This is a genomic window from Delftia sp. WSY_22 (assembly GCF_043104185.1).
Lineage (GTDB): Bacteria > Pseudomonadota > Gammaproteobacteria > Burkholderiales > Burkholderiaceae_C > Comamonas > Comamonas tsuruhatensis.
The window spans coordinates 76,741-98,280 of the sequence record NZ_JBICKN010000027.1 but is presented as its reverse complement, the minus strand read 5'-3'; the positions used below and the strand labels follow the sequence as shown (position 1 = coordinate 98,280).

General features: G+C 69.0%; 20 protein-coding genes and 1 pseudogene. 18 read left to right on the top strand and 3 right to left on the bottom strand.

Going from position 1 to position 21,540, the window contains the following annotated elements:
• Nucleotides 1-99: 99 nt before the first annotated feature.
• Nucleotides 100-1,128, bottom strand: a complete 1,029-nt coding sequence (locus ACF8NF_RS14660; protein WP_046240613.1) for an AraC family transcriptional regulator — start codon at nt 1,126-1,128, stop codon at nt 100-102.
• A gap of 135 nt (nt 1,129-1,263) precedes the next feature.
• On the opposite strand from ACF8NF_RS14660, the gene ACF8NF_RS14655 reads away from it, so the two are divergent.
• Together ACF8NF_RS14655 and ACF8NF_RS14650 are read left to right on the top strand one after the other, a co-directional pair.
• The gene (locus ACF8NF_RS14655; RefSeq protein WP_016447351.1) at nt 1,264-2,463 is read left to right on the top strand and encodes a threonine ammonia-lyase; all 1,200 of its coding nucleotides are present in this window, start codon (nt 1,264-1,266) and stop codon (nt 2,461-2,463) included.
• A 90-nt stretch (nt 2,464-2,553) separates the two neighbouring features.
• Nucleotides 2,554-2,703 carry a hypothetical protein gene (locus ACF8NF_RS14650; RefSeq protein ID WP_016447350.1) on the top strand — a complete coding sequence of 50 codons (150 nt, stop codon included), beginning with the start codon at nt 2,554-2,556 and terminating at the stop codon, nt 2,701-2,703.
• A 92-nt stretch (nt 2,704-2,795) separates the two neighbouring features.
• On the opposite strand, the gene ACF8NF_RS14645 is transcribed toward ACF8NF_RS14650, so the two are convergent.
• Entirely contained in the window at nt 2,796-3,047 is a 252-nt protein-coding gene (locus ACF8NF_RS14645) for a hypothetical protein (protein WP_126311565.1), read from the bottom strand.
• On the opposite strand from ACF8NF_RS14645, the gene ACF8NF_RS14640 reads away from it, so the two are divergent.
• Complete coding sequence (locus ACF8NF_RS14640; protein WP_016447349.1) at nt 3,031-4,896, top strand: phosphoenolpyruvate carboxykinase (GTP); 1,866 nt, start codon at nt 3,031-3,033, stop codon at nt 4,894-4,896. The two genes, ACF8NF_RS14645 and ACF8NF_RS14640, sit on opposite strands and share 17 nt — an antisense overlap.
• Before the next feature lie 298 nt (nt 4,897-5,194).
• Here the strand turns inward: ACF8NF_RS14640 and ACF8NF_RS14635 are convergent, their stop codons facing one another.
• Nucleotides 5,195-5,614 carry a hypothetical protein gene (locus ACF8NF_RS14635; protein WP_016447348.1) on the bottom strand — a complete coding sequence of 140 codons (420 nt, stop codon included), beginning with the start codon at nt 5,612-5,614 and terminating at the stop codon, nt 5,195-5,197.
• Between the two features lie 147 nt (nt 5,615-5,761).
• Here ACF8NF_RS14635 and ACF8NF_RS14630 point away from each other — a divergent pair, with 147 nt between their 5' ends.
• From ACF8NF_RS14630 to hpaR, 15 genes and pseudogenes are all read left to right on the top strand, one after another.
• Entirely contained in the window at nt 5,762-6,721 is a 960-nt protein-coding gene (locus ACF8NF_RS14630; RefSeq protein ID WP_016452246.1) for a LysR family transcriptional regulator, read from the top strand.
• Between the two features lie 49 nt (nt 6,722-6,770).
• Nucleotides 6,771-7,661, top strand: a complete 891-nt coding sequence (locus ACF8NF_RS14625) for a metallophosphoesterase (RefSeq protein ID WP_034365844.1) — start codon at nt 6,771-6,773, stop codon at nt 7,659-7,661.
• 63 nt (nt 7,662-7,724) lie between these two features.
• A complete protein-coding gene (locus tag ACF8NF_RS14620; RefSeq protein ID WP_016447345.1) occupies nt 7,725-8,147 on the top strand; it encodes a universal stress protein in 423 nt (140 codons plus the stop codon).
• Between the two features lie 216 nt (nt 8,148-8,363).
• Nucleotides 8,364-12,041 (top strand): IPTL-CTERM sorting domain-containing protein, encoded by a 3,678-nt coding sequence (locus tag ACF8NF_RS14615; RefSeq protein ID WP_392450769.1) that lies wholly within the window; start codon nt 8,364-8,366, stop codon nt 12,039-12,041.
• Between the two features lie 173 nt (nt 12,042-12,214).
• Complete coding sequence (locus tag ACF8NF_RS14610; protein WP_016447343.1) at nt 12,215-12,895, top strand: fumarylacetoacetate hydrolase family protein; 681 nt, start codon at nt 12,215-12,217, stop codon at nt 12,893-12,895.
• Entirely contained in the window at nt 12,892-13,653 is a 762-nt protein-coding gene (locus ACF8NF_RS14605; RefSeq protein WP_392450768.1) for a fumarylacetoacetate hydrolase family protein, read from the top strand. Before ACF8NF_RS14610 ends, ACF8NF_RS14605 begins: the two co-directional genes overlap by 4 nt.
• Before the next feature lie 27 nt (nt 13,654-13,680).
• Nucleotides 13,681-15,138 (top strand): 5-carboxymethyl-2-hydroxymuconate semialdehyde dehydrogenase, encoded by a 1,458-nt coding sequence (gene hpaE / locus ACF8NF_RS14600; protein WP_017405675.1) that lies wholly within the window; start codon nt 13,681-13,683, stop codon nt 15,136-15,138.
• Nucleotides 15,139-15,180: 42 nt separating this feature from the next.
• A pseudogene (locus ACF8NF_RS14595) lies at nt 15,181-16,176 on the top strand (tripartite tricarboxylate transporter substrate binding protein); the annotation flags it as partial.
• 20 nt (nt 16,177-16,196) lie between these two features.
• Nucleotides 16,197-16,523 (top strand): aromatic ring-opening dioxygenase subunit LigA, encoded by a 327-nt coding sequence (locus ACF8NF_RS14590; protein WP_012202043.1) that lies wholly within the window; start codon nt 16,197-16,199, stop codon nt 16,521-16,523.
• A gap of 1 nt (nt 16,524) precedes the next feature.
• Nucleotides 16,525-17,343: a 2,3-dihydroxyphenylpropionate 1,2-dioxygenase gene (locus ACF8NF_RS14585; RefSeq protein WP_016452251.1), complete on the top strand. Its 819-nt coding sequence runs from the start codon at nt 16,525-16,527 to the stop codon at nt 17,341-17,343.
• On the top strand, nt 17,344-17,778 hold the full coding sequence (locus tag ACF8NF_RS14580) for a 5-carboxymethyl-2-hydroxymuconate Delta-isomerase (protein WP_016447338.1): 435 nt from the start codon (nt 17,344-17,346) through the stop codon (nt 17,776-17,778). It abuts the gene before it with no gap.
• A 1-nt stretch (nt 17,779) separates the two neighbouring features.
• Nucleotides 17,780-18,613: a 2-oxo-hept-4-ene-1,7-dioate hydratase gene (gene hpaH / locus ACF8NF_RS14575; RefSeq protein ID WP_392450767.1), complete on the top strand. Its 834-nt coding sequence runs from the start codon at nt 17,780-17,782 to the stop codon at nt 18,611-18,613.
• Between the two features lie 45 nt (nt 18,614-18,658).
• A complete protein-coding gene (locus ACF8NF_RS14570) occupies nt 18,659-20,113 on the top strand; it encodes an NAD-dependent succinate-semialdehyde dehydrogenase (RefSeq protein WP_180318469.1) in 1,455 nt (484 codons plus the stop codon).
• A gap of 18 nt (nt 20,114-20,131) precedes the next feature.
• Complete coding sequence (locus tag ACF8NF_RS14565) at nt 20,132-20,953, top strand: aldolase/citrate lyase family protein (protein ID WP_012202038.1); 822 nt, start codon at nt 20,132-20,134, stop codon at nt 20,951-20,953.
• Nucleotides 20,954-21,039: 86 nt separating this feature from the next.
• Complete coding sequence (hpaR, locus tag ACF8NF_RS14560) at nt 21,040-21,528, top strand: homoprotocatechuate degradation operon regulator HpaR (RefSeq protein ID WP_016447335.1); 489 nt, start codon at nt 21,040-21,042, stop codon at nt 21,526-21,528.
• Nucleotides 21,529-21,540: the final 12 nt, after the last annotated feature.

Sequence of the window (21,540 nt, the reverse complement as noted above, 5' to 3'; positions counted from 1 at the left end):
GTCCTTTCTTTTGCCAGATTGCAGCACCGCCTGGCGCAAGCAGGCTTTGCGGCAGGCCTGCCGATGTTTGCGCCACGCGCCAAAGACGCCCGCCGGGCGTCAGACCCGGGCACGCACCAGCTTGGGAGAGATGCCGAAGCGGCGCTTGAAGGCCGTGGAAAAGTTGGCCGCGCTGGAATAGCCGGCCCCATGTGCGACCTCGGCCACGCTGCAGCCCGTCTGCTCCAGCGCGGCCCAGGCGCGCGCCAGCCGCTGCTCGCGCCGGTACTCGTCGATGCTGGAGCCATAGGCCAGGCGGAACTGGCGCTGCAGCGCACTGGCGCTCAGGCCCACTTCGCGTGCGATCTCGGCCAGCGTGCGGCAGCCGTCGCCGCCGCTGTCCAGCAGGGCCTTGAGGCGCGCCATGCGCCGGTGCTCGCGTACGCCCAGCACGCCCGGCACGGTCTGCGCCGGATCGGGCTCGGGCGCCTCGAGGGACTGCACGGCCTCGTGCACCAGCTCCAGCGTGCGGCTGGCCAGCAGCAAGGGCGCCGAGCCCTCGCGTGCCAGCTGGATGATCTGCTCGGCCACCGCCACGGCGCGCGGCGAGGGCTGCCAGGGCCGTATGGCCAGCAATTGCTGCTCCATCCAGTGCTGCAGCAGCGGCGGCGCCGCCATGGGCAGGGTCTGTGCGGCAAACCACTGCGGCTGCACGGTGATGCTGAGCTTGCGCTCGAACTTGCCGCGCCGCCACTGCCGCATGAACATGTCGCCGGGCCGCGTGTGGATGACGGCCCCGCAGGCCTGCACATGGGCACCGGCGGCGCTGGCGGGCGCCACCTGCAGCTGCAGGCCCTGGTTGCCGAAGGCCACGTCCACGCACCCCTCCAGCAGCACGACCATGTGCAGGCCCGGCACGGCCGGCGAACGCGTGCTCATGGTGCGCAGGTCGCGGGCTTCCACGCCATGCAGCCACAGGCCGGGCTGGACCTGCCAGGCCTGCAGGTGCCCGGCCAGCAGCGCATCCTGCGCCGTGACCTCGGCATCGAGGATGCGGTAGTCGGGCCCGCTGAAGTCACAGGCACGCAGCGTGCCCCGCCCCAGCCAGCGCGGAGGGCGTGCAGGTGTTTGGACAGAGGAGAAAGCCATGGCCAGCCGGAGCGGTGCGCGCCCCACAGACAAGAATGATTCTTATTTTATGAAAGCCCCCTGCACCACGCTGGCTGCGGGGAATCCATTGCATGGCCTGGCGCGCGCAGGCCCGCGTGTGCGCCACAATGCGCCATGCTCAGCCTCCAAGACATCCAGAACGCCGCCGGCCGCCTGCGCGGCGCCGTGCTCGAAACGCCCTGCGTGGAATCGCGCACGCTGTCCCAGATCACGGGCGCGCAGGTGTATCTCAAGTTCGAGAACCTGCAGTTCACGGCCTCGTTCAAGGAACGCGGCGCCCTCAACAAGCTGGCCCAGCTCTCGCCCGAGGAGCGCGCACGCGGCGTGGTCGCCATGAGCGCCGGCAACCATGCACAGGGCGTGGCCTACCACGCGCAGCGCCTGGGGGTGCGTGCCGTCATCGTCATGCCGCGCTTCACGCCGGGGGTGAAGGTGGAGCGCACGCGCGGCTTCGGCGCCGAGGTCGTGCTGCACGGCGACTCCCTGGCCGAGGCGCGCCAGCACGCCTACGCGCTGGCCGAGCAGCAGGGCCTGTGCTTTGTCCATCCCTATGACGACGAGCAGATCGCGGCGGGCCAGGGCACCCTGGCGCTGGAAATGCTGGCCGAACAGCCGGATCTGGACCTGCTGGTCGTGGCCATTGGCGGCGGCGGCCTGATCGCGGGCGTGGCCACGGCGGCCAAGGGGCTGAACCCGGACATCGAAATCATCGGCGTGCAGACCCAGCGCTTTCCGTCCATGTTCAATGCCGTGCGCCAGGCCGAGCTGCCGATGGGCACCTCGACCATCGCCGAAGGCATTGCCGTCACCCAGCCCGGCGCGATCACGCAGGAAGTCGTGGCACGCCTGGTGGACGACATGCTGCTGGTCGATGAGGGCGACATCGAGCAGGCCGTGCTCATGCTGCTGGAGATCGAGAAGACCCTGGTCGAGGGCGCGGGCGCCGCAGGCCTGGCCGCGCTGCTGCGCCATCCGCAGCGCTTTGCGGGCAAGAAGGTGGGAATGATCCTGTCGGGCGGCAATATCGATCCGCTGCTGCTGGCGGCCATCATCGGGCGCGGAATGGTGCGCTCCGGGCGGCTGGCACGCATCAAGGTCAGCGCGCGCGACGTGCCCGGCGTGCTGGCGCGCATCACGGCCACAGTGGCTGCAGCGGGCGCCAATATCGAGGAAGTCCACCACCAGCGCGCCTTCACCATGCTGGCCGCGCAGAGCGTGGAAATCGAGCTGGTGCTGCAGACGCGCAACAAGGCCCATATCGACGAGGTCATAGCCGCCCTTCAGGCCGAAGGCATGCAGGTCAATGCCGTCTAGCAGGCCCGGTGTCATGGCTTTCCCCGAAGGCGCCAGGGGACAGGCCTGCCTAGAATCAGGCATCCCCATTGGCAAGCCAGGAGCTTTTGCATGACGCACGATCCCGCAGCGCACCACGGCGAGCAGCCGGCCCCCGAAGACGCCACCGAGGCCGTCGTCCCCTACATGCCTGTCATCCTGCCCCTGGCAGGCGCCGTGCTGATGTTTCTGCTGGCCTTCATTGCCGTCAACATGGCCTGATTCCGGCCCTCCTGCCCCTGCACCAGGCCCCGCTTTGCGGGGCTTTTTGCTTGCCTTTTCAACAGGCAATTTCATCGTTCATATTGCATACTTCAATGCATAGAATGCATAGTTTTTGCCATTCGTTTGCTGACAAATTCGTGACCGCTCCCTAGAATCGAATCCCCAGCCGGTGCGCCGCCAGCTTCCGCCAGCGCCGCTTCGCCGCCCAGAGAAGAGCTTCCTTCGCGCGCCGACTGAACGAGAGCCCGTTTCTCAAAGTTGGCGCGGTGCAGCAGGCGCGTCCCCTTTGAAAAACTGGTTTTTTCAATTGAAGGAAGCTCCGCGATGAACGCACCCGTCATGCAAGGCCTGAACATCCAGGCCCCCGCCTATGTCAAGAACAGCCGCCTGATCGCCTGGGTGGCCGAGATGGCCGCACTGTGCAAGCCCGCCAAAATCCATTGGTGCGATGGCTCGCAGGAGGAATACGAGCAGCTGTGCCAGCAGCTCGTCGATGCCGGCACCTTCAAGAAGCTCGATCCCGTCAAGCGCCCCGGCAGCTACCTGGCCTGGTCCGATCCGTCCGACGTGGCGCGCGTCGAGGACCGCACCTACATCTGCTCGGCCAACAAGGAAGACGCAGGCCCGACCAACAACTGGATGGCCCCGAACGAGATGCGCGCCACGCTGCAGCCGCTGTTCGACGGCTGCATGGCCGGCCGCACCATGTATGTGGTGCCTTTCTCCATGGGCCCGCTGGGCTCGCCCATCGCCCACGTGGGCGTGGAGCTGTCCGACAGCGCCTATGTGGCCGTCAACATGAAGATCATGACCCGCATGGGCCGTGCCGTGTATGACGTGATCGGCGTGGAAGGCGAGTTCGTTCCCTGCGTGCACACCGTGGGCGCGCCCCTGGCCGAAGGCGAGAAGGACCAGACCAGCTGGCCCTGCAACAAGACCAAGTACATCGTCCACTACCCCGAGACGCGCGAAATCTGGAGCTATGGCTCGGGCTACGGCGGCAACGCCCTGCTGGGCAAGAAGTGCTTTGCGCTGCGCATCGCCTCCACCATGGGCCGCGACCAGGGCTGGCTGGCCGAGCACATGCTCATCCTGGGCGTGACCAACCCCGAAGGCAAGAAGTACCACGTGGCTGCGGCCTTCCCCAGCGCCTGCGGCAAGACCAACTTCTCCATGCTGGTGCCGCCCAAGGTCTTCGAAGGCTGGAAGGTCACCACCATCGGCGACGACATCGCCTGGATCAAGCCCCAGGCCGACGGCTCGCTGCGCGCCATCAACCCCGAAGCCGGCTATTTCGGCGTGGCCCCGGGCACGAACTACCACACCAACCCCAACTGCATGGCCAGCCTCGACAAGAACGTGATCTTCACGAACGTCGCGCTGACCGACGACAACGACGTGTGGTGGGAAGGCATGGACAAGGACACCGGCAAGCTGCCCGATCACCTGATCGACTGGCAAGGCAAGGACTGGACGCCCCAGATCGCCCGCGAGACCGGCGCCAAGGCCGCCCACCCCAACGCCCGCTTCACCGTGGCCGCGACCAACAACCCCGCGCTGGACGAAGCCTGGGACGATCCCAAGGGCGTGAAGATCGACGCCATCATCTTCGGCGGCCGCCGCTCCACCACCGTGCCGCTGGTGACCGAGGCCCGCAACTGGACCGAAGGCGTCTACATGGCCGCCACCATGGGCTCGGAAACCACGGCCGCCGCCTTCGGCGCCCAGGGCGTGGTGCGCCGCGACCCCTTCGCCATGCTGCCGTTTGCCGGCTACAACATGAGCGACTACTTCCAGCACTGGCTCACGCTGGGCGCCAAGATCCAGGCCCAGGGCGCGGCCCTGCCCAAGATCTTCACCACCAACTGGTTCCGCAAGAATGCCGACGGCAAGTTCGTCTGGCCCGGCTACGGCGAGAACATGCGCGTACTCAAGTGGATGATCGACCGCCTCGAAGGCCAGGCACAGGGCGAGCAGACCGCCTTCGGCATTGCGCCCCAGTACGCCGAGATCAACTGGACCGGCCTGGACTTCTCCGCCGACCAGTTCGCCAGCGTGACCAGCATCGACAAGGCCGCCTGGGCCGAGGAAATGCAGCTGCACACCGAGCACTTCGACAAGCTGGCCCACAAGCTGCCCCAGGAGCTGCTGGTGACCAAGGCCGAACTGGAAAAGCGCCTGGGGACATAAAGCTCCCCCTGAGCGGCTACGCCGCTTCCCCCTCTCGCTTCGCGGGGGGGGGGGGACGGCACCTTCGGTGCGGGGCGGCCCTTCCTCGGTGCCCCTTGCTTTGGGCAGCGCCCGTTTCATGGACTGTGGAAGATGCACAGAACAATGAATCCCTGAGTAGCTCTCGACCCATGGAAAAAGCCTCGCACTGCGAGGCCTTTTTTGTGGCGTTTCAACGACGCCCCCAGACAACAAAAAAGCCGCGCCTTGTGGCAGCGGCTTTTTTTGGAGGAGCGCCGCAAGGCGCCCCAGGCAGAGATCAGCTACCTTGCCTATCCATGGCGCGGGCCAGGTCGGCCATCAGGCGGGCGTCCTGCAGGGCGGCGTTCCAGATGCGCTCGTCAGCGGCGGCCTGCTGGCGGCTCTCGGTCCAGGCGCGGTAGCCGGCACGGGCCATCATGGCGGCGCGGCGGGCGGGGGCGGAGAACAGGGCCAAGCCCATGAAGGCGGCAACCCACAGCACGACCCAGGCGCCCAGCATGTGGCCGTCGGTCCAGTTGTGGGCCACCTCGTTGACCACCACCATCAGCGCGGCCACCAGGGCAGCGAGCAGCAGGGCGCTGGCGCCGCGCTTGCCGGAGAAACGCTTGACGGCGCTCTTGCGGTCGTCGGCGGCTTGATAGACATGCACCACACCAGGGTGCTCGACACAGTAGGAGTTGTAAATGAAGTTGCTCATGGCAGATAAACCCAGTTAAATGGCCGCTTTTGACGGCGTGGCGGGCGACTAGGTGTAACTATAGGGTTTACCCTAGAGTTCTTCAAATTTATATCTTGAATCTGTAGCATTCACACCAGTGATGACTCAGCGCTCGCTGCCACGGCCATGTCCGCCCTGAACTTCCGAACACTGGATCTGAACCTGCTGCGCGTCTTCGACGAGGTGATGGCGGAGCGCAGCCTCACGCGGGCGGCCCACAAGCTGGCCATCACCCAGCCGGCCGTGAGCAATGCGCTGCGCCGCCTGCGCGAGGCGCTGGGCGACGAGCTCCTGGTGCGCCAGGGCCAGGGCGTGGAGCCCACGCCGCGCGCGCTGGCGCTGTGGCCCGTGATCCGCGAGGCGCTGCAGCAACTGCAGGACACGCTGACGCCAGGCGAATTCCACCCCTCCACCGCCACCGCCACCTTTGTGCTGGCCATGGCCGACGCCACGGCCGCCACGCTGATTCCTCCCATGTTCAGCCTGCTGGAGCGCGAGGCGCCCGGCATCGGCATCCGCGTGCTGCCGCTGACCACGCGCGACCCGCGCAGCCTGCTGGAGGCCGGCGAGGCCGACATGGCCGTGGGCTACTTCCCCGCCGCGCTGGCCGACCTGACGGCGCGCGCGCAGTCGGGCGCCCTGGTGGCCTTCGACAGCCGGCGCCTGTATGAAGGCGAGTACCTGTGCGTGATGCGCCAGGGCCATCCGCTGGCCGATGTGCCGCTGACGCTGGACAACTACTGCGCGGCGCGCCACATGCTGGTGAGCTTCTCGGGCCGCTCCTTCGGCTTCATCGACGAGGCCCTGGCCTCGCTGGGCCGCACGCGCCAGGTGGTGCTTACCGTCAACCAGTTCTTCACGGCCGGGCGCGTGGTCATGACCTCCAACCTGCTGACCATATTGCCGCGCCACTTCGTGCCCGTGACCGGCATGGCCGACAAGCTGGTGCTGCGCGAGCTGCCCTTCGACGTGCAGCCCGTGCACGTGGACGCGCTGTGGCGCCGGCGCGGCCAGCATCCTCAGGCCTACGACTGGCTGCTGCGCACGCTCACGCGCTCTGCAGAGGCGACCTTCCCGCACACCTGAGCGCCGTTTGCGGGGCGCCCGCGCCAGCGCAGGTTCTACACTTGGCCGCATGAAGATCCAGCTGCTGTCCGACCTGCACCTCGAGGCCCATCCGCATTTCATCGCCGAGCCCGCACCCGATGCCGACGTGCTGGTGCTGGCCGGCGACATAGGCTCCTACCAGAGCGGCAGCCTGCTGCCGGGCCAGGATTTCGGGCTGGAGCGCTTCTCTCCCCTGCCCCAGTACGCGGGCTGGCCCTGCCCCGTGATCTTCGTGCCGGGCAACCATGAGTACGACATGCAGGACTTCGACGCCGCCCACGCCCGCCTGCGTGCCACCTGCGAGCGCATGGGCATGGTCTGGCTGGAGCGCGAGACGGCCGTGCTGGACGGCGTGCGCTTCGTGGGCACCACGCTGTGGAGCGACTACGACGCCATGTCCATGCATGAAGGCGTGACCGATCTGGCCCGGCTGCTCAAACTGCGCGAGAAGGCCTTTCGCGCCGCCAATTTCTACCTGCAAAAGACCGGCGGCACGCGCGACGGCGAGCCCTTCCTGGCCGAGCCCATGCGCGAGCAGTCGCTGGTCTGCCAGCAATGGCTGCGCCAGGCGCTGGCCAGGCCCTTCGATGGCCCCACGGTGGCCGTCACGCATTTCGCGCCCAGCCTGCGCAGCGCCGACCCGCGCTACGGCCTGGTGCCGGGCACGGCCGGCTTTTGCAACGTGCTGGATGAACTGCTGCCCTTTGCCGATCTGTGGCTGCACGGCCACCTGCATTCGCCCAGCGACTATGTGGCCGAGGGCCTGCGCGGCGATGGCAGCGCCTGGCGCTGCCGCGTGGTGGCCAACCCGCTGGGCTACGCGCGCAAGGGCGAGCAGGAGGGGTTTTCGCCGCGCTCTACCATCGAGTTGCCGGTGCATGCGACCGCAGGGGCGGCAGAGGCACCGGCCCGTGCTTGACCTGGATCAAGCACTCCACCCTGGCTTGGGCTTAGTCTCGGGCCATATCCAAGGAGGACCTTCATGAACATCCTGCTCGCTGTCGATGGCAGCCCCTACACCCAGAAGATGCTGGCCTACCTGACCTCGCACCCGGAGATCCTGGGTTCGGCCCACAGCTACAGCGCCATCACCGTCCAGCCCCAGCTGCCGGCCCGCGCGCGCGCCGCCCTGGGCAAGGACGTGGTGGACGAGTACTACGCCGAGGAGTCGACCAAGGTGCTGGACCCCGTGTGCAGCTACCTGGCCGAGCACGGCGTGCAGGCAGCCCGCCTGAGCAAGGTCGGCCCGATTGCCGACTCCATCATCAAGGCGGCCGAAGAAGGCAAGTTCGACCTGCTGGTCATGGGCACGCATGGCCACGGCACGCTGGGCCGCCTGGTCATGGGCTCGGTCAGCACCCAGGTGCTGGCCGGCAGCCAAGTGCCTGTGCTGCTGATCCGCTGATCGACCGCGCGATACGCTGCCCCGTGCACACGCAGCGCCCATAACCAGAAAAAGCAAAGCGCGGGCATCACGGCGCAATGAGGCAAGGACGGCTCCCTTGAGGGAGCCGTCTTTTTTTGCATGGTGCCTTCCCACCATCCTGCGGGCCTGCCGTCACCGGGCTGTCACAGCCGCCTCTTACAGTCGCGCGATTTGTCACACAGGGGGATGGTGAGCATGCGCGCGAGTACTTTGGATTGGCGGCACAAGGCGATTGCAACGGCCTGCCTGGCCCTTTGTGGCGCTGCATGGTCCGCGCCCTTCACCCCGGGCAACCTGGTGGCCTACCGCGTGGGCACGGGCACAGGCGCGCTGCCCGTGTTCCTGGATGAGTACCGCGTGGACGGCACCCTGGTGCAATCGCTGCCGCTGTCAGGCGGAGCGACGCCGCTGACGGCCAGCAGCAAGGGCTCGGAAGGCCTGCTCAACCGCTCGGACAATGGCCTGTGCCTGGTGGTTCCCGGCTATGCCGTGGCCACCGGCGGCACCGAGCCCAACGGCGTCACGGCAGCGGCGGCCCCGCGCGCCGTGGCCGTGGTGGGGTTCGACTCCGACGTGAAAAGCCTGCGCGCGCTCGGCACCACGGCCTTCAGCAAGGACACCATCCGCGGTGCAGCCAGCAGCGACTGCGGCGCCGTCTGGGCCAGCGGCAAGGGTACGGCCACGGCCAACAATGGCATCTGGCACGTGGCTGCCGACGGCACGGGCATCTCCCAACTGAACAGCAGCAATGTCCAGGGCCTGGCGGTCGCCGGCGGCCAGTTGATCGCCGCCATCAACGGCGGCTCGCTCAACCAGATCGGCACGAATTTGCCGACCACGGGCATCCAGACGGCCCTGCCCCTGGCGGGCCTGACGCCCTCCACCTACCGCGGCATCGCCTTCCTGCAACTCGATGGCGGCCCCGCCCTGGCGAACACCGTCTACGTGGCGGACAACGATACCGGCGCCATCCGGAAATTCCGCCTCTCGATGGACGGCACCAGCTGGCAGCCCGCAGGCTCCATTGCCGGCCTGTCCAAGGTCCACGGCCTGGCCGCCTTCGATACCGGCGGCGGCAATGTGATGCTGATGGCCACCGACACCACGGGCCGCCTGTACCGCGCCTTCGATCACGGCGGCTACGCCGGCACGCTGTCGGGCACGGCCGAGTCCATCGCCGCGCCGCAGGACGGCGTGTTCTATGGCGTGGCCTGGGCTCCGCTGGAGACCGTGCCGGCGACCGTGCCCGCCGCCCCCTCCAACCTGGCGGCCACCCCGGCCGGCAACCGCGTGACGGCCGCCTGGGACGCCGTGCCGGGCGCCGCCTACTACGTGGTGGAGCTGTCGCAGGACAGCTTTGCATCGGTAGCCTCCACGGCCGTGGCCCTGGGCAACAGCCAGGCGCTGGAAGGCCTGCAGCCCGGCAGCTATACGCTGCGCGTGCGCGCCGTCAACGGCCTCGGCGGGAGCACGGCTGCAGTGAGCGTGCCTTTCATGGCCTCGGCCCCGCCGACGGCCTCGCTGCCCGAACTGACCGCGTTTTCCGGCGTGGTCGGCGACGCCAACGACCCGCTGGCCTCGGCAGGCATCGGCTTCACGGTGCAGGATGCGGGGGGCGCTGGCGGCGTACAGGTCACTGCGCGTTCGAGCAACCAGGCCGTGGTGGCCGACGCCGGCCTGGCCGCGTCCAACCAGGCCGGCAGCGCCGTGCTCAGGATCACGCCCACGGGCGTGGGCTATGCCGACATCACCGTCACGCTGATCAACGCGGGCGGCGCCTCCGTCAGCCGCACCATCAAGTACGCGGCCTCGGCCAACACCGCAGCCAACACCAGCCCGCGCTGGCTGGCCGGGCGCTCGGACGCATCGACGGCCATCGTCATCGATGCCGCCACCATGCTGGTGGGCGACGACGAGGCGCCTGCCCAGGATGCCTCGGGCAATGCGCTGCCGGCCGGCAACTCCTTCTCGGCCTATGGCCCGGCCGGCGGGCTGCCCGTCAAGCCGCTGATGCTGGACAGGACCGCCCTGGGCCTGGCCGATGCCGCCGCCTGCACCGCCCCCGGCCTCACGGGCCTGGACAGCTGCAAGAGCGACGAGGAAATGGACATCGAGGCCAGCTTTGCCCTGGGCAGCCGCGTGTACGTGGCGGGCTCGCACTCCAACAACAAGAGCGGCAAGTCGCGCACCGACCGCTGGCGCCTGGCGGCGATGGATGTGACCGGCTCCGGCGCCTCCACGGCGCTGACCGCCAGTGGCTACTACCGCTGGCTGCGCGAGGACCTGCGCAGCTGGGACGCGGCCGCGCATGACGGCCTTGCCGCCAACTATCTGGGCCTGGTGGCCAGCTCGGACGGCGGCGCCACCAAGGCGCCCGAGGCCGAGACGATGAGCGGTTTTTCCATCGAAGGCATGTCCACCAGCCCCGACGACGGCGCCGCATGGCTGGGCTTTCGCGCGCCGCTGGTGCCGGCGCCGGGCGCGCCCGCCGTCACGGCCGACGACGCCACGGGCCGCACGCATGCGCTGATCGTGCCCGTGACCAACTTCGCGGCCCTGCCTGCGGCCGATGGCGGCAGCAAGGGCAGCGCGTCCATGGGCCCGCCGATTCGCCTGGACCTGGGCGGCCGCGGCATCCGCGAAATCCGCAAGAACGCAGCCGGCGAGTACCTGATCATTGCCGGTCCCTCGGCCAGCGCCACGGGCACCGCGCCGCGCAACTTCCAGCTCTATTCCTGGGATGGCCGCGTGAACAGCGCAGGCCTGGCCCTGAACCTGCGTCCGCGCGCTGCCGACCTGGCCGCCATCACCGCGCCCCACACCGCCTGCTCGGCCGAAGGCATAGGCGCCATGCCCGCCAGCCTGGACGCGGGCGGCAGCGTGGACATCCTCAGCGACTGCGGCGATGCCGATTTCTACGGCGATGGCACCGTGGCCAAGGACCTGCCCCATGCCGCCTGGAAAAAGGCGCGCCTGGACAGCCTGGCGGTGCCGGCGCTGTCCACCGTGGCCCTGTCCGCCCAGGCTGTGGACCAGACATCGGCCGTGGTCCAGGCCACGCCCAGTGTGGGCGGCAGCCTGCGCGCCGTGGCCCTGCCCGCCAACGCCCCCGTCCCCAGCTGGGAACAGGTCATGGCCGGCCTGGATGCCGCCGGCCTGCCGGCCCCTGCCAGCAACACGGTCAGCACCGCGGCCAACACGGCCGCCACGCTGTCCTTCACCGGCCTGGACCCCGCCGTGAGCTACCGCGCGCATGCGGTCAACCTGCCGGCCTCGGGCACGGCCAGCGCGCCGGCTGTGCTGGCCCTGAGCAAGCCCGTTCCCATCGGCACGCAGATCGGCACGGGCAGCAACACGGCGGGCGTGAGCAACGGCACCGGCAACGTGGGTGCAGACCAGTGGCAGTTCGCCTCGAACTCGGCAGGCTTTCAGCCTGCGCCCTCGCAAAGCCCGCTGCCGGGCGGCCTGCGCATGCCCTACGGCAGCCTGAGCTTCGTGCTCATGGGCGGCACGCCGGGCTCCATGGCCACCATCCGCATGGACCTGCCTGAAGCCGCACCCGCCCAGGCCACGCTCTGGAAGTACGGCCCCACGGCCGCCACGCCCACGGCGCACTGGTATGAGCTGGCCGCATCGGCCTACCGCTTCGCACCCGACCGCCGCTCGGTGAGCTTCGACATCACCGACGGGCAGACGGGAGACAGCGACCTGGCCGCCAACGGCGTCATCGTGGACCCCGTGGCGGTGGCCGCGCCTGCGGCCCTGCCGCCCGGCGCCACGGCCACCCCCGTCCCCGGCCTGTCCGCGCTGGCCCAGGCGCTGCTGGCGCTGGCCCTGGGCGGCTTGGCCGCACTGCGCCGCCGCCGCGGCTGACGCCAGCACCGGCCAGCCCTCCGCCAACACCGGCAGCGCCCGGTGCCCCTTCAAGCCCCTGCACGGTTCGCCGCGCAGGGGCTTTTTGCTGCGGCCTGGGAAAACCCTGAATCCACCGTGTTGACGGGGCTTGTTGCAAAAACAATAATTACCACGTTAACTAAATCCACACCATGCAGATTCAGCCCTTTCTCCTGGATGACGGCCTTGCGCTGGGCACGGTCTACGGCACGCTGCTCAACCAGCAGGCCACCGTGCAGCGCCTGTCGCCGCAGTTCGACAGCGCGCCCTACAAGGCCGCTCCGCGCGCTCCCGTGCTCTATCTCAAGCCGCGCAACACCTGGGCACGCGATGGCGCTGCGGTGGCCGTGCCGGCCGATCCCGGCGAGGTCCGCGTCGATGCCAGCATCGGCCTGGTGATCGGCCGCAGCGCCACGCGCGTCAGCGAAGCAACGGCCCTGGACCATGTGGCCGGCTGGCTGATCGCCAGCGACCTCACGCTGCCGCACGAGAACTACTACCGCCCCGCCATCCGCCAGCGCTGCCGCGACGGTTTCTGCCCGCTGGGCACGCTGGTGCGCGGCGCAGGCTTCGATGCGCAAGCGGCAGAACTCACGGTGTCCATCAATGGTGAACAGGTCTGGCAGCGCGGCTTTGCCGACCTGGTGCGCCCGCCCGCAAGGCTGCTGGCCGACGTGACCGAATTCATGACGCTGTCGCCCGGCGACGTGCTGCTGCTGGGCCCGGGCGAAGGCGCGCCGCTGGCGCGGCCCGGGGACCGCGTGGTCATCGAGGTGCCCGGCCTGGGCCGGCTCACGCATTCGGTGGCGGCAGAACAGGGAGCAGCAGCATGAAGCACGGACGCGTCATCCTCGAAGGACAGACCCTGCAGGTCACCGAAGGCCCGCACGGACAGGTGCAGCTGCCCGATGGCCGCCTGGTGGCGGAGACCGCCGTGCAGTGGCTGCCGCCGCTGCAGTTCGGCACCGTCTTCGCGCTGGGCCTGAACTATGCGGACCATGCCAAGGAAATCGCCTTCAACAAGGCGCCCGAGGAGCCGCTGGTCTTCCTCAAGGGCCCGAACACGCTGAACGGCCACCGCGGCCACACGTACCGGCCCGCCGACGTGGCCTACATGCACTTCGAGTGCGAGCTGGGCGTGGTCATAGGCAAGACCTGCCGCAACGTGCGCCGCGAGGACGCCTACGGCGTGGTCGCCGGCTACTGCACGGCCAACGACTACGCCATACGCGACTACCTGGAGAACTTCTACCGGCCCAACCTGCGCGTGAAGAACCGCGACGGCGCCACGCCCGTGGGCCCGTGGTTCGTCGATGCGGCCGATGTGCCCGACCCCATGAACCTGCGCCTGCGCAGCTGGGTCAACGGCGAGCTCGAGCAGGACGGCAGCACGCGCGACATGGTGCATGACATCCCCTCGCTGATCGCCCACCTGTCGGGCTTCATGACGCTGAACCCCGGCGATCTCATCCTCACCGGCACGCCCGACGGCGTGGCCGACTCCCGCGTGGGCGACGAGATCGTCACCGAGATCGAAGGCCTGGGCCGCCTGGTCAACACCATCGTCGGCGACGCGCCGGCCGCCTCCTGAACCCACCGCATACGCCAAGGAACTCCCATGCGCATTGACCACCTGATCGACGGCAAGGCCGTCGCCGGCAAGGACTATTTCGAGACCGTCAACCCCGCCACCCAGGAGGTGCTGGCCGAGGTTGCCGCAGGCGGCGAGGCCGAGGTGCAGGCCGCCGTCGCCGCCGCGAAGAACGCCTTCCCGAAATGGGCCAACACGCCCGCCACCGAACGCGCCAAGCTCGTGCGCAAGCTGGGCGACCTGATCGCCCGCCATGTGCCCGAGATCGCGCAGACCGAGACCAACGACTGCGGCCAGGTCATCGCCCAGACCGGCAAGCAACTGGTGCCGCGCGCGGCCGACAACTTCTACTACTTTGCCGAGATGTGCACGCGCGTGGACGGCCACACCTATCCCACGCCCACGCACCTGAACTACACCCTGTTCCACCCCGTGGGCGTGTGCGCGCTGATCTCGCCCTGGAACGTGCCCTTCATGACGGCCACCTGGAAGGTGGCGCCCTGCCTGGCCTTCGGCAACACGGCCGTGCTCAAGATGAGCGAGCTGTCGCCCATGACGGCCGCGCGCCTGGGCGAGCTGGCGCTGGAGGCCGGCATTCCGCCCGGCGTGCTCAACCTGGTGCACGGCTACGGCAAGGACGCGGGCGAGCCCCTGGTGCGCCACCGCGATGTGCGCGCCGTCTCGTTCACGGGCTCGACCCAGACCGGCAACCGCATCGTGCAGGCCGCCGGCCTCAAGAAGTTCAGCATGGAGCTGGGCGGCAAGAGCCCCTTCGTGATCTTTGACGACGCCGACTTCGAGCGCGCGCTGGATGCGGCCGTGTTCATGATCTTCTCCAACAACGGCGAGCGCTGCACGGCCGGCAGCCGCATCCTGGTGCAAAAGGGCATCTACGCGAAGTTCGTGGACCGCTTCGTGGAGCGCGCCAGGAAGATCACCGTGGGCGACCCGCTGGACGAATCCACCATCGTCGGCCCCATGATCAGCGCCAGCCACCTGGCCAAGGTGCGCCACTACATCGAACTGGGCCAGAAGGAAGGCGCCAGCATGCTGTGCGGCGGCCTGGATGCGCCCGTGCTGCCCGAGCGCGTGCGCAAGGGCAACTACGTGCTGCCCACGGTGTTTGCCGACGTGGACAACCGCATGCAGATCGCCCAGGACGAGATCTTCGGCCCCGTGGCCTGCATCATCCCCTTCAGCGACGAGGCCGAAGCCGTGCGCCTGGCCAACGATATCCAGTACGGCCTGTCCAGCTACGTCTGGACCGAGAGCGTGGGCCGCGCCCACCGCGTGGCCGCCGCCATCGAGGCCGGCATGTGCTTCGTCAACAGCCAGAACGTGCGCGACCTGCGCCAGCCCTTCGGCGGCACCAAGGCCTCGGGCACGGGCCGCGAGGGCGGCAGCTGGAGCTACGAGGTCTTCTGCGAGCCCAAGAACGTGGCCGTCTCGCTGGGCTCGCACCATATTCCGCACTGGGGCGTCTGAACGGGCGACCAGCGACAACGACAAAGAGAACCGAGGAGACAAGACATGCAACGCCGCCATTTCCTGCAATCCACCGCAGCCACCACGGCCGCAGCGCTGATGCTCCCGGGCCTTTCCCAGGCCCAGCCCGGTAGCCCGGCCGGCACCTGGCCCGCAAAGCCGCTGCGCATCATCGTGCCCTTCACGCCGGGCGGCACCACCGACCTGGTGGCGCGCCTGGTGGGCACCGAGCTGGGCAAGTCCCTGGGCCAGCCTGTGATCGTGGAGAACAAGCCCGGCGCGGGCACGGTGATCGGCGTGGACTATGTGTCCAAGCAGCCGGCCGACGGCTACACCCTGGTGTGCGTGGCCAACAGCTTCACGGCCAACAAGACGCTGGTGAAGAACCTGCCCTACGACACCACGCGCGACCTCAAGCCCGTGGCGCTGATGGGCCTGTCCGAGCATGTGCTGGCCACCCACCCGGGCAGCGGCCTGAAGACGCTGGCCGACCTGCGCAGCCGCGCCAAGGCCAGGCCCGGCGAGCTCAGCTATGCCTCGTTCGGCAACGGCACCTCGGCCCATCTGTCGGGCGCGCTGCTGTGCCAGGAGATGGGCATCGAGATGGTCCACATCCCCTACAAGGGCCAGGGCCCGGCGCTGGCCGACCTGCTGGGCGGCCAGGTGGACGTGATGTTCGGCAACTGGCCCGAGTTCCGTGGCCATGTGCAAAGCGGCAAGCTGGTGGCACTGGGCATGGCCACGCGCCAGCGCTCGCAGTTCGCTCCCCAGGTGCCCACGCTGGCCGAGCAGGGCGTGGCGCTGGAATCCAACTCCTGGCAGGGTCTGCTGGCACCGGGCGCCACGCCCGATGCGCTGGTGCAGCGCATCAATGCCGCCGTGGTCAAGGCCCTGGCCGAGCCCGCCGTGGTGGACGCCTTCGCGCGCGGCGGCATCGTCTCGCAGGCCGGCACGGCGCAGCAGTTCGCAGCCTTCGTCACCAGCGAAATCGCCAAGTACGAAGCCATCATCCGCCGCGCCAACATCACGCTGGGCTGAGGCCGACACCGGGAGCCGCCATGAGCCTGTACACCATGCAGAAATTCCTGTTCCAGCTCAACCGCGAGCCCGAGGTGCAGCGGCGCTTCGCCGAGGACCGCGCCGCGCTGCTGGCCGAGTACGCGCTGGAGCCCGAGGAGTACGAAGCCATGTTCCATGGCGACATCGGCAAGCTCTACGTGCTGGGCTGCAACGGCCAGCTGCTGATGCACTTCGCGCCGCTGCTGGGCATGCCCTGGGCCGACTACCTGCAAGCCATGCGCGATGGCGTGCAAAAGCACGGACCGGTGCGCGCGGGCGTCTACGCGATGACGACAGCCACCAACGAAAAGATCGCAGGAGTTTGAGATGAGTCTGGTATTTGCAGGCGTTTGCAGCCATGCGCCCGGCATCACGGGCCGCGCACACCTGGCCGATCCGGCCACCAAGGATGCCTTCCATGCCGCCTTCCGCGACATGGGCGCACGGCTGGAGGCGGCGCGGCCCGATGCGCTGATCGTCATCGCGGCCGAGCACTTCGCCAACTTCTTCATGAACAACATGCCGGCCTATGCCATCGGCATGGCGGACCACTACGAAGGGCCCATCGAGGACCCGGCCTGGCTGGGCATAGAGCGCCACCGCATTCCCGGCAATGCCGAGCTGTCGCGGCGCCTGATCACCGAGGTCATGCAGACCGTGGACGTGGCCTTTGCCGAGGAGTGGAAGTTCGACCACGGCATCATGGTGCCGCTGCACTTTCTGACGCCGGCCTATGACAAGGACATCATCCCCGTCAACATCAACTGCCAGGGCCCGCCGCTGACGCCGCTGCACCGCGCCTGGGCCTTTGGCGAGGCCCTGCGCCGCGCCTGCGACAAGGCGCCCGAGCGCATCGCCATCGTGGGCACGGGCGGCATCTCGCACTGGCCGGCCACGCCCGACTCGGGCAAGGTCAACTGGGAATGGGACCAGCAGTTCATGGACCGCTGGTGCCGCAACGACCGGGACGCGCTGCTGTCGTACACCGACGCCGAGACCTACCGCGACGGCGGCCAGGGCGGCTTCGAGATCCGCAGCTTCATCGCCGTGGCCGCCGCCGCGCGCGGCGCGGGCCAGGTGCTGTACTGCCAGCCCATTCCCATCTTCGCCGTGAGCTGCACGGCCGCCACCATGGAGGTGGCCTGAATGCCGCACGTGGTCATCCTCTACACGGCCAGCCTGGACGCGCACACCGACATGACGCAGCTGTGCCGCGCCCTGGCCGACACCATGCTCACCGTGCGCGCCGAAGACGGCGCCCAGGTCTTTCCCACGGGCGGCACGCGCGTGCTGGCCTACCCCGCGCCGCACAGCGCCGTGGCCGATGGCGGGGCTGCGGGCCGCGCAGCGGGCGGCGATGGCGACTACGGCTTCATCTACATCAACCTGCGCATGGGCCGGGGCCGCACGGCCGCCGTGCAGCAGCAAGCGGGCGACGCCCTGCTGGCCTGCGCGCGCCGCCATCTGCAGCCGCTGTTCGCGCAGCGCCACCTGGGCCTGACCGTGCAGGTCGATGAAAGCCCGGGCCAGGTCTACGACGGCAAGCACAGCACCCTCCACCCTCTCTTTTCCAGGCCTTGAAATGTTTTCCCAAGAACTGTTGACCCAACTGGCCCAGGAGCTGGACCGCAGCGAGAAGACGCGCGTGCAGGTCGAGCATTTCTCCAAGCGCTTTCCCGGCATGACCGTGGAGGATGGCTACCGCGTCTCGCGCGAATGGGTGCACCTGCAGATCGCGGCGGGGCGCAAGGTGATCGGCCACAAGATCGGCCTGACCTCGCGCGCCATGCAGATATCGAGCCAGATCGACGAGCCCGACTACGGCACCCTGCTCGACAGCATGCTCTACCGCTGCACGCCGGGCCAGGTGCTGGACATCCCGGCCGCCCACTTCATCGCGCCGCGCGTGGAGGTGGAGCTGGCCTTCGTGCTCAAGGCGCCGCTGCGCGGCCCCGGCCTGCCCGGCGGCAAGGAGATCACGCTGCAGGACGTGCTGGACGCCACCGACCATGTGACGCCGGCCATCGAGATCATCGACGCGCGCATCGAGCAGTTCGACCGCCACACCAAGGCCATGCGCAAGGTCTACGACACCATCAGCGACAACGCAGCCAATGCAGGCATCGTCACCGGCGCCGGCCGCGCTGACCCCCAGGTGATAGACCTGCCCTGGTGCGGCGCCATACTGCGCTGCAACGGCGTGGTCGAGGAGACCGGCCTGGCTGCCGGCGTGCAGGGCCATCCCGCCATCGGCGTGGCCTGGCTGGCCAACAAGCTCTCGCCCTGGGGCGAGGCCCTGGAGGCCGGCCAGACCGTGCTGGCCGGCTCGTTCACGCGCCCCGTGGCGGCCAGGGCCGGCGACCTGTTCGATGCCGACTACGGCCCGCTGGGCCGCCTGCAATTCCGTTTTGTCTAGGCGCCGTCGTCCCGACGCCTGCCCCGCCCTTATTGGAGATTTCCCATGCCGCTTGCACTGCGCGACCCCAGCCTGCTCAAGAACCTCTGCCTGATCGACGGCCAATGGCTGGCCGCCGACGATGGCAGCCGCATCGACGTCCACAACCCCGCTACGGGCGAAGCCGTCGGCCATGTGCCCCGCATGGGCGAGGCCGAGACGCAGCGCGCCATCGCCGCCGCCGAGCGCGCCTTCACCCTCTGGAAGCAGCAGACCGCCGAGGCCCGCGCGCGCCTGCTGCAGCGCTGGTTCGAGCTGATGATGGAGAACCAGGAGGACCTGGCGCTGATCATGACCAGCGAGCAGGGCAAGCCCCTGGCCGAGTCGCGCGGCGAGATCGCCTATGCGGCCTCCTACGTGCAGTGGTTTGCCGAGGAAGCGCGCCGCATCTACGGCTCCACCGTGCCGGCGCCCTGGGCCGACAAGCGCATCATCGTGACCAAGGAGCCCGTGGGGGTCTGCGCCGCGATCACGCCCTGGAACTTCCCGGCCGCCATGATCACGCGCAAGGTCGCGCCCGCCCTGGCGGCGGGCTGCACCATCATCGTCAAGCCCGCGCAGCAGACACCGCTGTCGGCCCTGGCCATGGCCGAGCTGGCCCAGCGCGCCGGCATTCCCGAGGGCGTGTTCAGCGTGATCACGGGCTCCTCGCGCGCCATCGGCGGCGTGCTCACGGCCAGCATGGCCGTGCGCAAGCTGACCTTCACGGGCTCCACCGAAGTGGGCCGCGTGCTGGCCGAGCAATGCGCGCCCACGCTCAAGAAGATGTCTCTGGAGCTGGGCGGCAACGCGCCCTTCATCGTCTTCGATGACGCGGACCTGGATGCCGCCGTGGAAGGCGCCATGGCCTCCAAGTACCGCAACACCGGCCAGACCTGCGTGTGCGCCAACCGCCTGCTGGTGCAGGACGGCGTGTACGACGCCTTCATGGCCAGGCTCAAGGTCGCCGTGCAGGCCCTCAAGGTGGGCAACGGCCTGGAGGCCGGCGTGGGCCAGGGCCCGCTGATCGACCAGGCCGCCGTGGACAAGGTCGAGGAACTGGTGGCCGATGCCGTGAAGAACGGCGCCGAGGTCGTGCTGGGCGGCAAGCGCCACGCGCTGGGCGGCACCTTCTACGAGCCCACCATCCTGGCCAACGCCACGGACCGCATGCGCATCGCCAGGGAAGAGGTCTTCGGCCCCGTGGCGCCCGTGTTCCGCTTCAAGACCGAGGAAGAGGCCATCCGCATGGCCAACGACACCGAGTACGGCCTGGCCGCCTACTTCTACGCCCGCGACGTGGGCCGCGTGTGGCGCGTGGGCGAGGCGCTGGAGTACGGCATGGTGGGCATCAACAGCGGCATCATCAGCACGGCCGTGGCGCCGTTTGGCGGCGTCAAGCAGTCGGGCATGGGCCGCGAGGGCGGCGCCGCCGGCATAGAGGAATACCTGAGCACCAAGTACCTGTGCATGGGCCACTGAGGCCCGGACAATCACACCATGCAGACACCTGTGAACCGCTTCAAGGCCGCCATTGCGGCCGACCAACCCCAGATCGGCCTGTGGCTGGGCCTGGCCGACGCCTATTCGGCGGAAATCTGCGCGGGCGCCGGCTTCGACTGGCTCCTGATCGACGGCGAGCATTCGCCCAACGACACGCGCACCCTGCTGGCGCAGCTGCAGGCCATCGCGGCCTATCCCGACAGCCATGCCATTGCCCGCGTGCCCATGGGACACGGCGAGGTCGGCGAGATGCTGATCAAGCAGTACCTGGACATCGGCGTGCAGACCCTGCTCGTGCCCATGGTGGACACGGCCGAGCAGGCCGCACGCATCGTGCGCGCCGCGCGCTATCCGCAGGCCGACGGCCAGGGCGGCATCCGCGGCATGGGCGGCGCACGCGCCTCGGCCTGGGGCCGGCGCGCCAACTACGCCCATGAAGCCAACGCCCAGGTCTGCGTGCTGGTGCAGGTGGAGACGCGCCAGGCGCTGGCCCACCTGGACGCCATTGCCGCCACCGAGGGCGTGGACGGCGTCTTCATCGGCCCGGCCGACCTGTCGGCCTCCATGGGCCACATCGGCAACCCCGGCCATCCCGAGGTGCAGGAGGCGATTGCCGACGCCATCGCGCGCATACGCCGCGCCGGCAAGGCGCCCGGCATCCTCACGCCCAACGAGGCCCTGGCGCGCAAGTACCTGGAGCTGGGCTGCACCTTCACGGCCGTGGGCCTGGACACCAGCGTGCTGGTGCAGGCCACCAGCGCCCTGGCTGCGCGCTTCAAGCAGGCAGCGGCCCCCGCGCCGAAAAGCCAGACCTATTGAGGCCCCGGCCTGACAAGGCGCGCGCAACGCCGCTCCGGGGAGGGAGCGGCGGCTGCATAGAATCCAGCCGACAGATGCTGCCGAACATGCCCCAGACCACGACCTCTTTTGCCCCCGAGCCGCTGCGCGCCTTCTCGCGCTCCCTGCCCATGGCGCTGCTGCGCGCACGCGAATCGGTCATGGTGCGCTTTCGGCCCATGCTGCGCGCCCATGGCCTGACCGAACAGCAGTGGCGCGTGCTGCGCGCCATGGCGGCGGTCACGCACAGGCTGCGGCCCATGGAGCTGTCGCAGGCCACCTACATCAGCATGCCCAGCCTCTCGCGCCTGCTCAAGACGCTGGAAGGCCGGCAGCTGGTGGAGCGCTCGCGCCACGCCAGCGACATGCGCGGCGCCGAGTTCGAGCTCACGGCGGCCGGCCACGCCATCGTGGCCGAGATCGCGCCACATTCCTCCGAGACCTATGCCGAGATCGAGCGCCTGGTGGGCCATGAAGAGATCGAGCAGCTCTACGCCCTGCTCGACCAGGTCGTGCAGCGCCTGGGCGCGGCCGACGGCAGCCAGGCCGAGGAATAGCCGCCCCGGCAC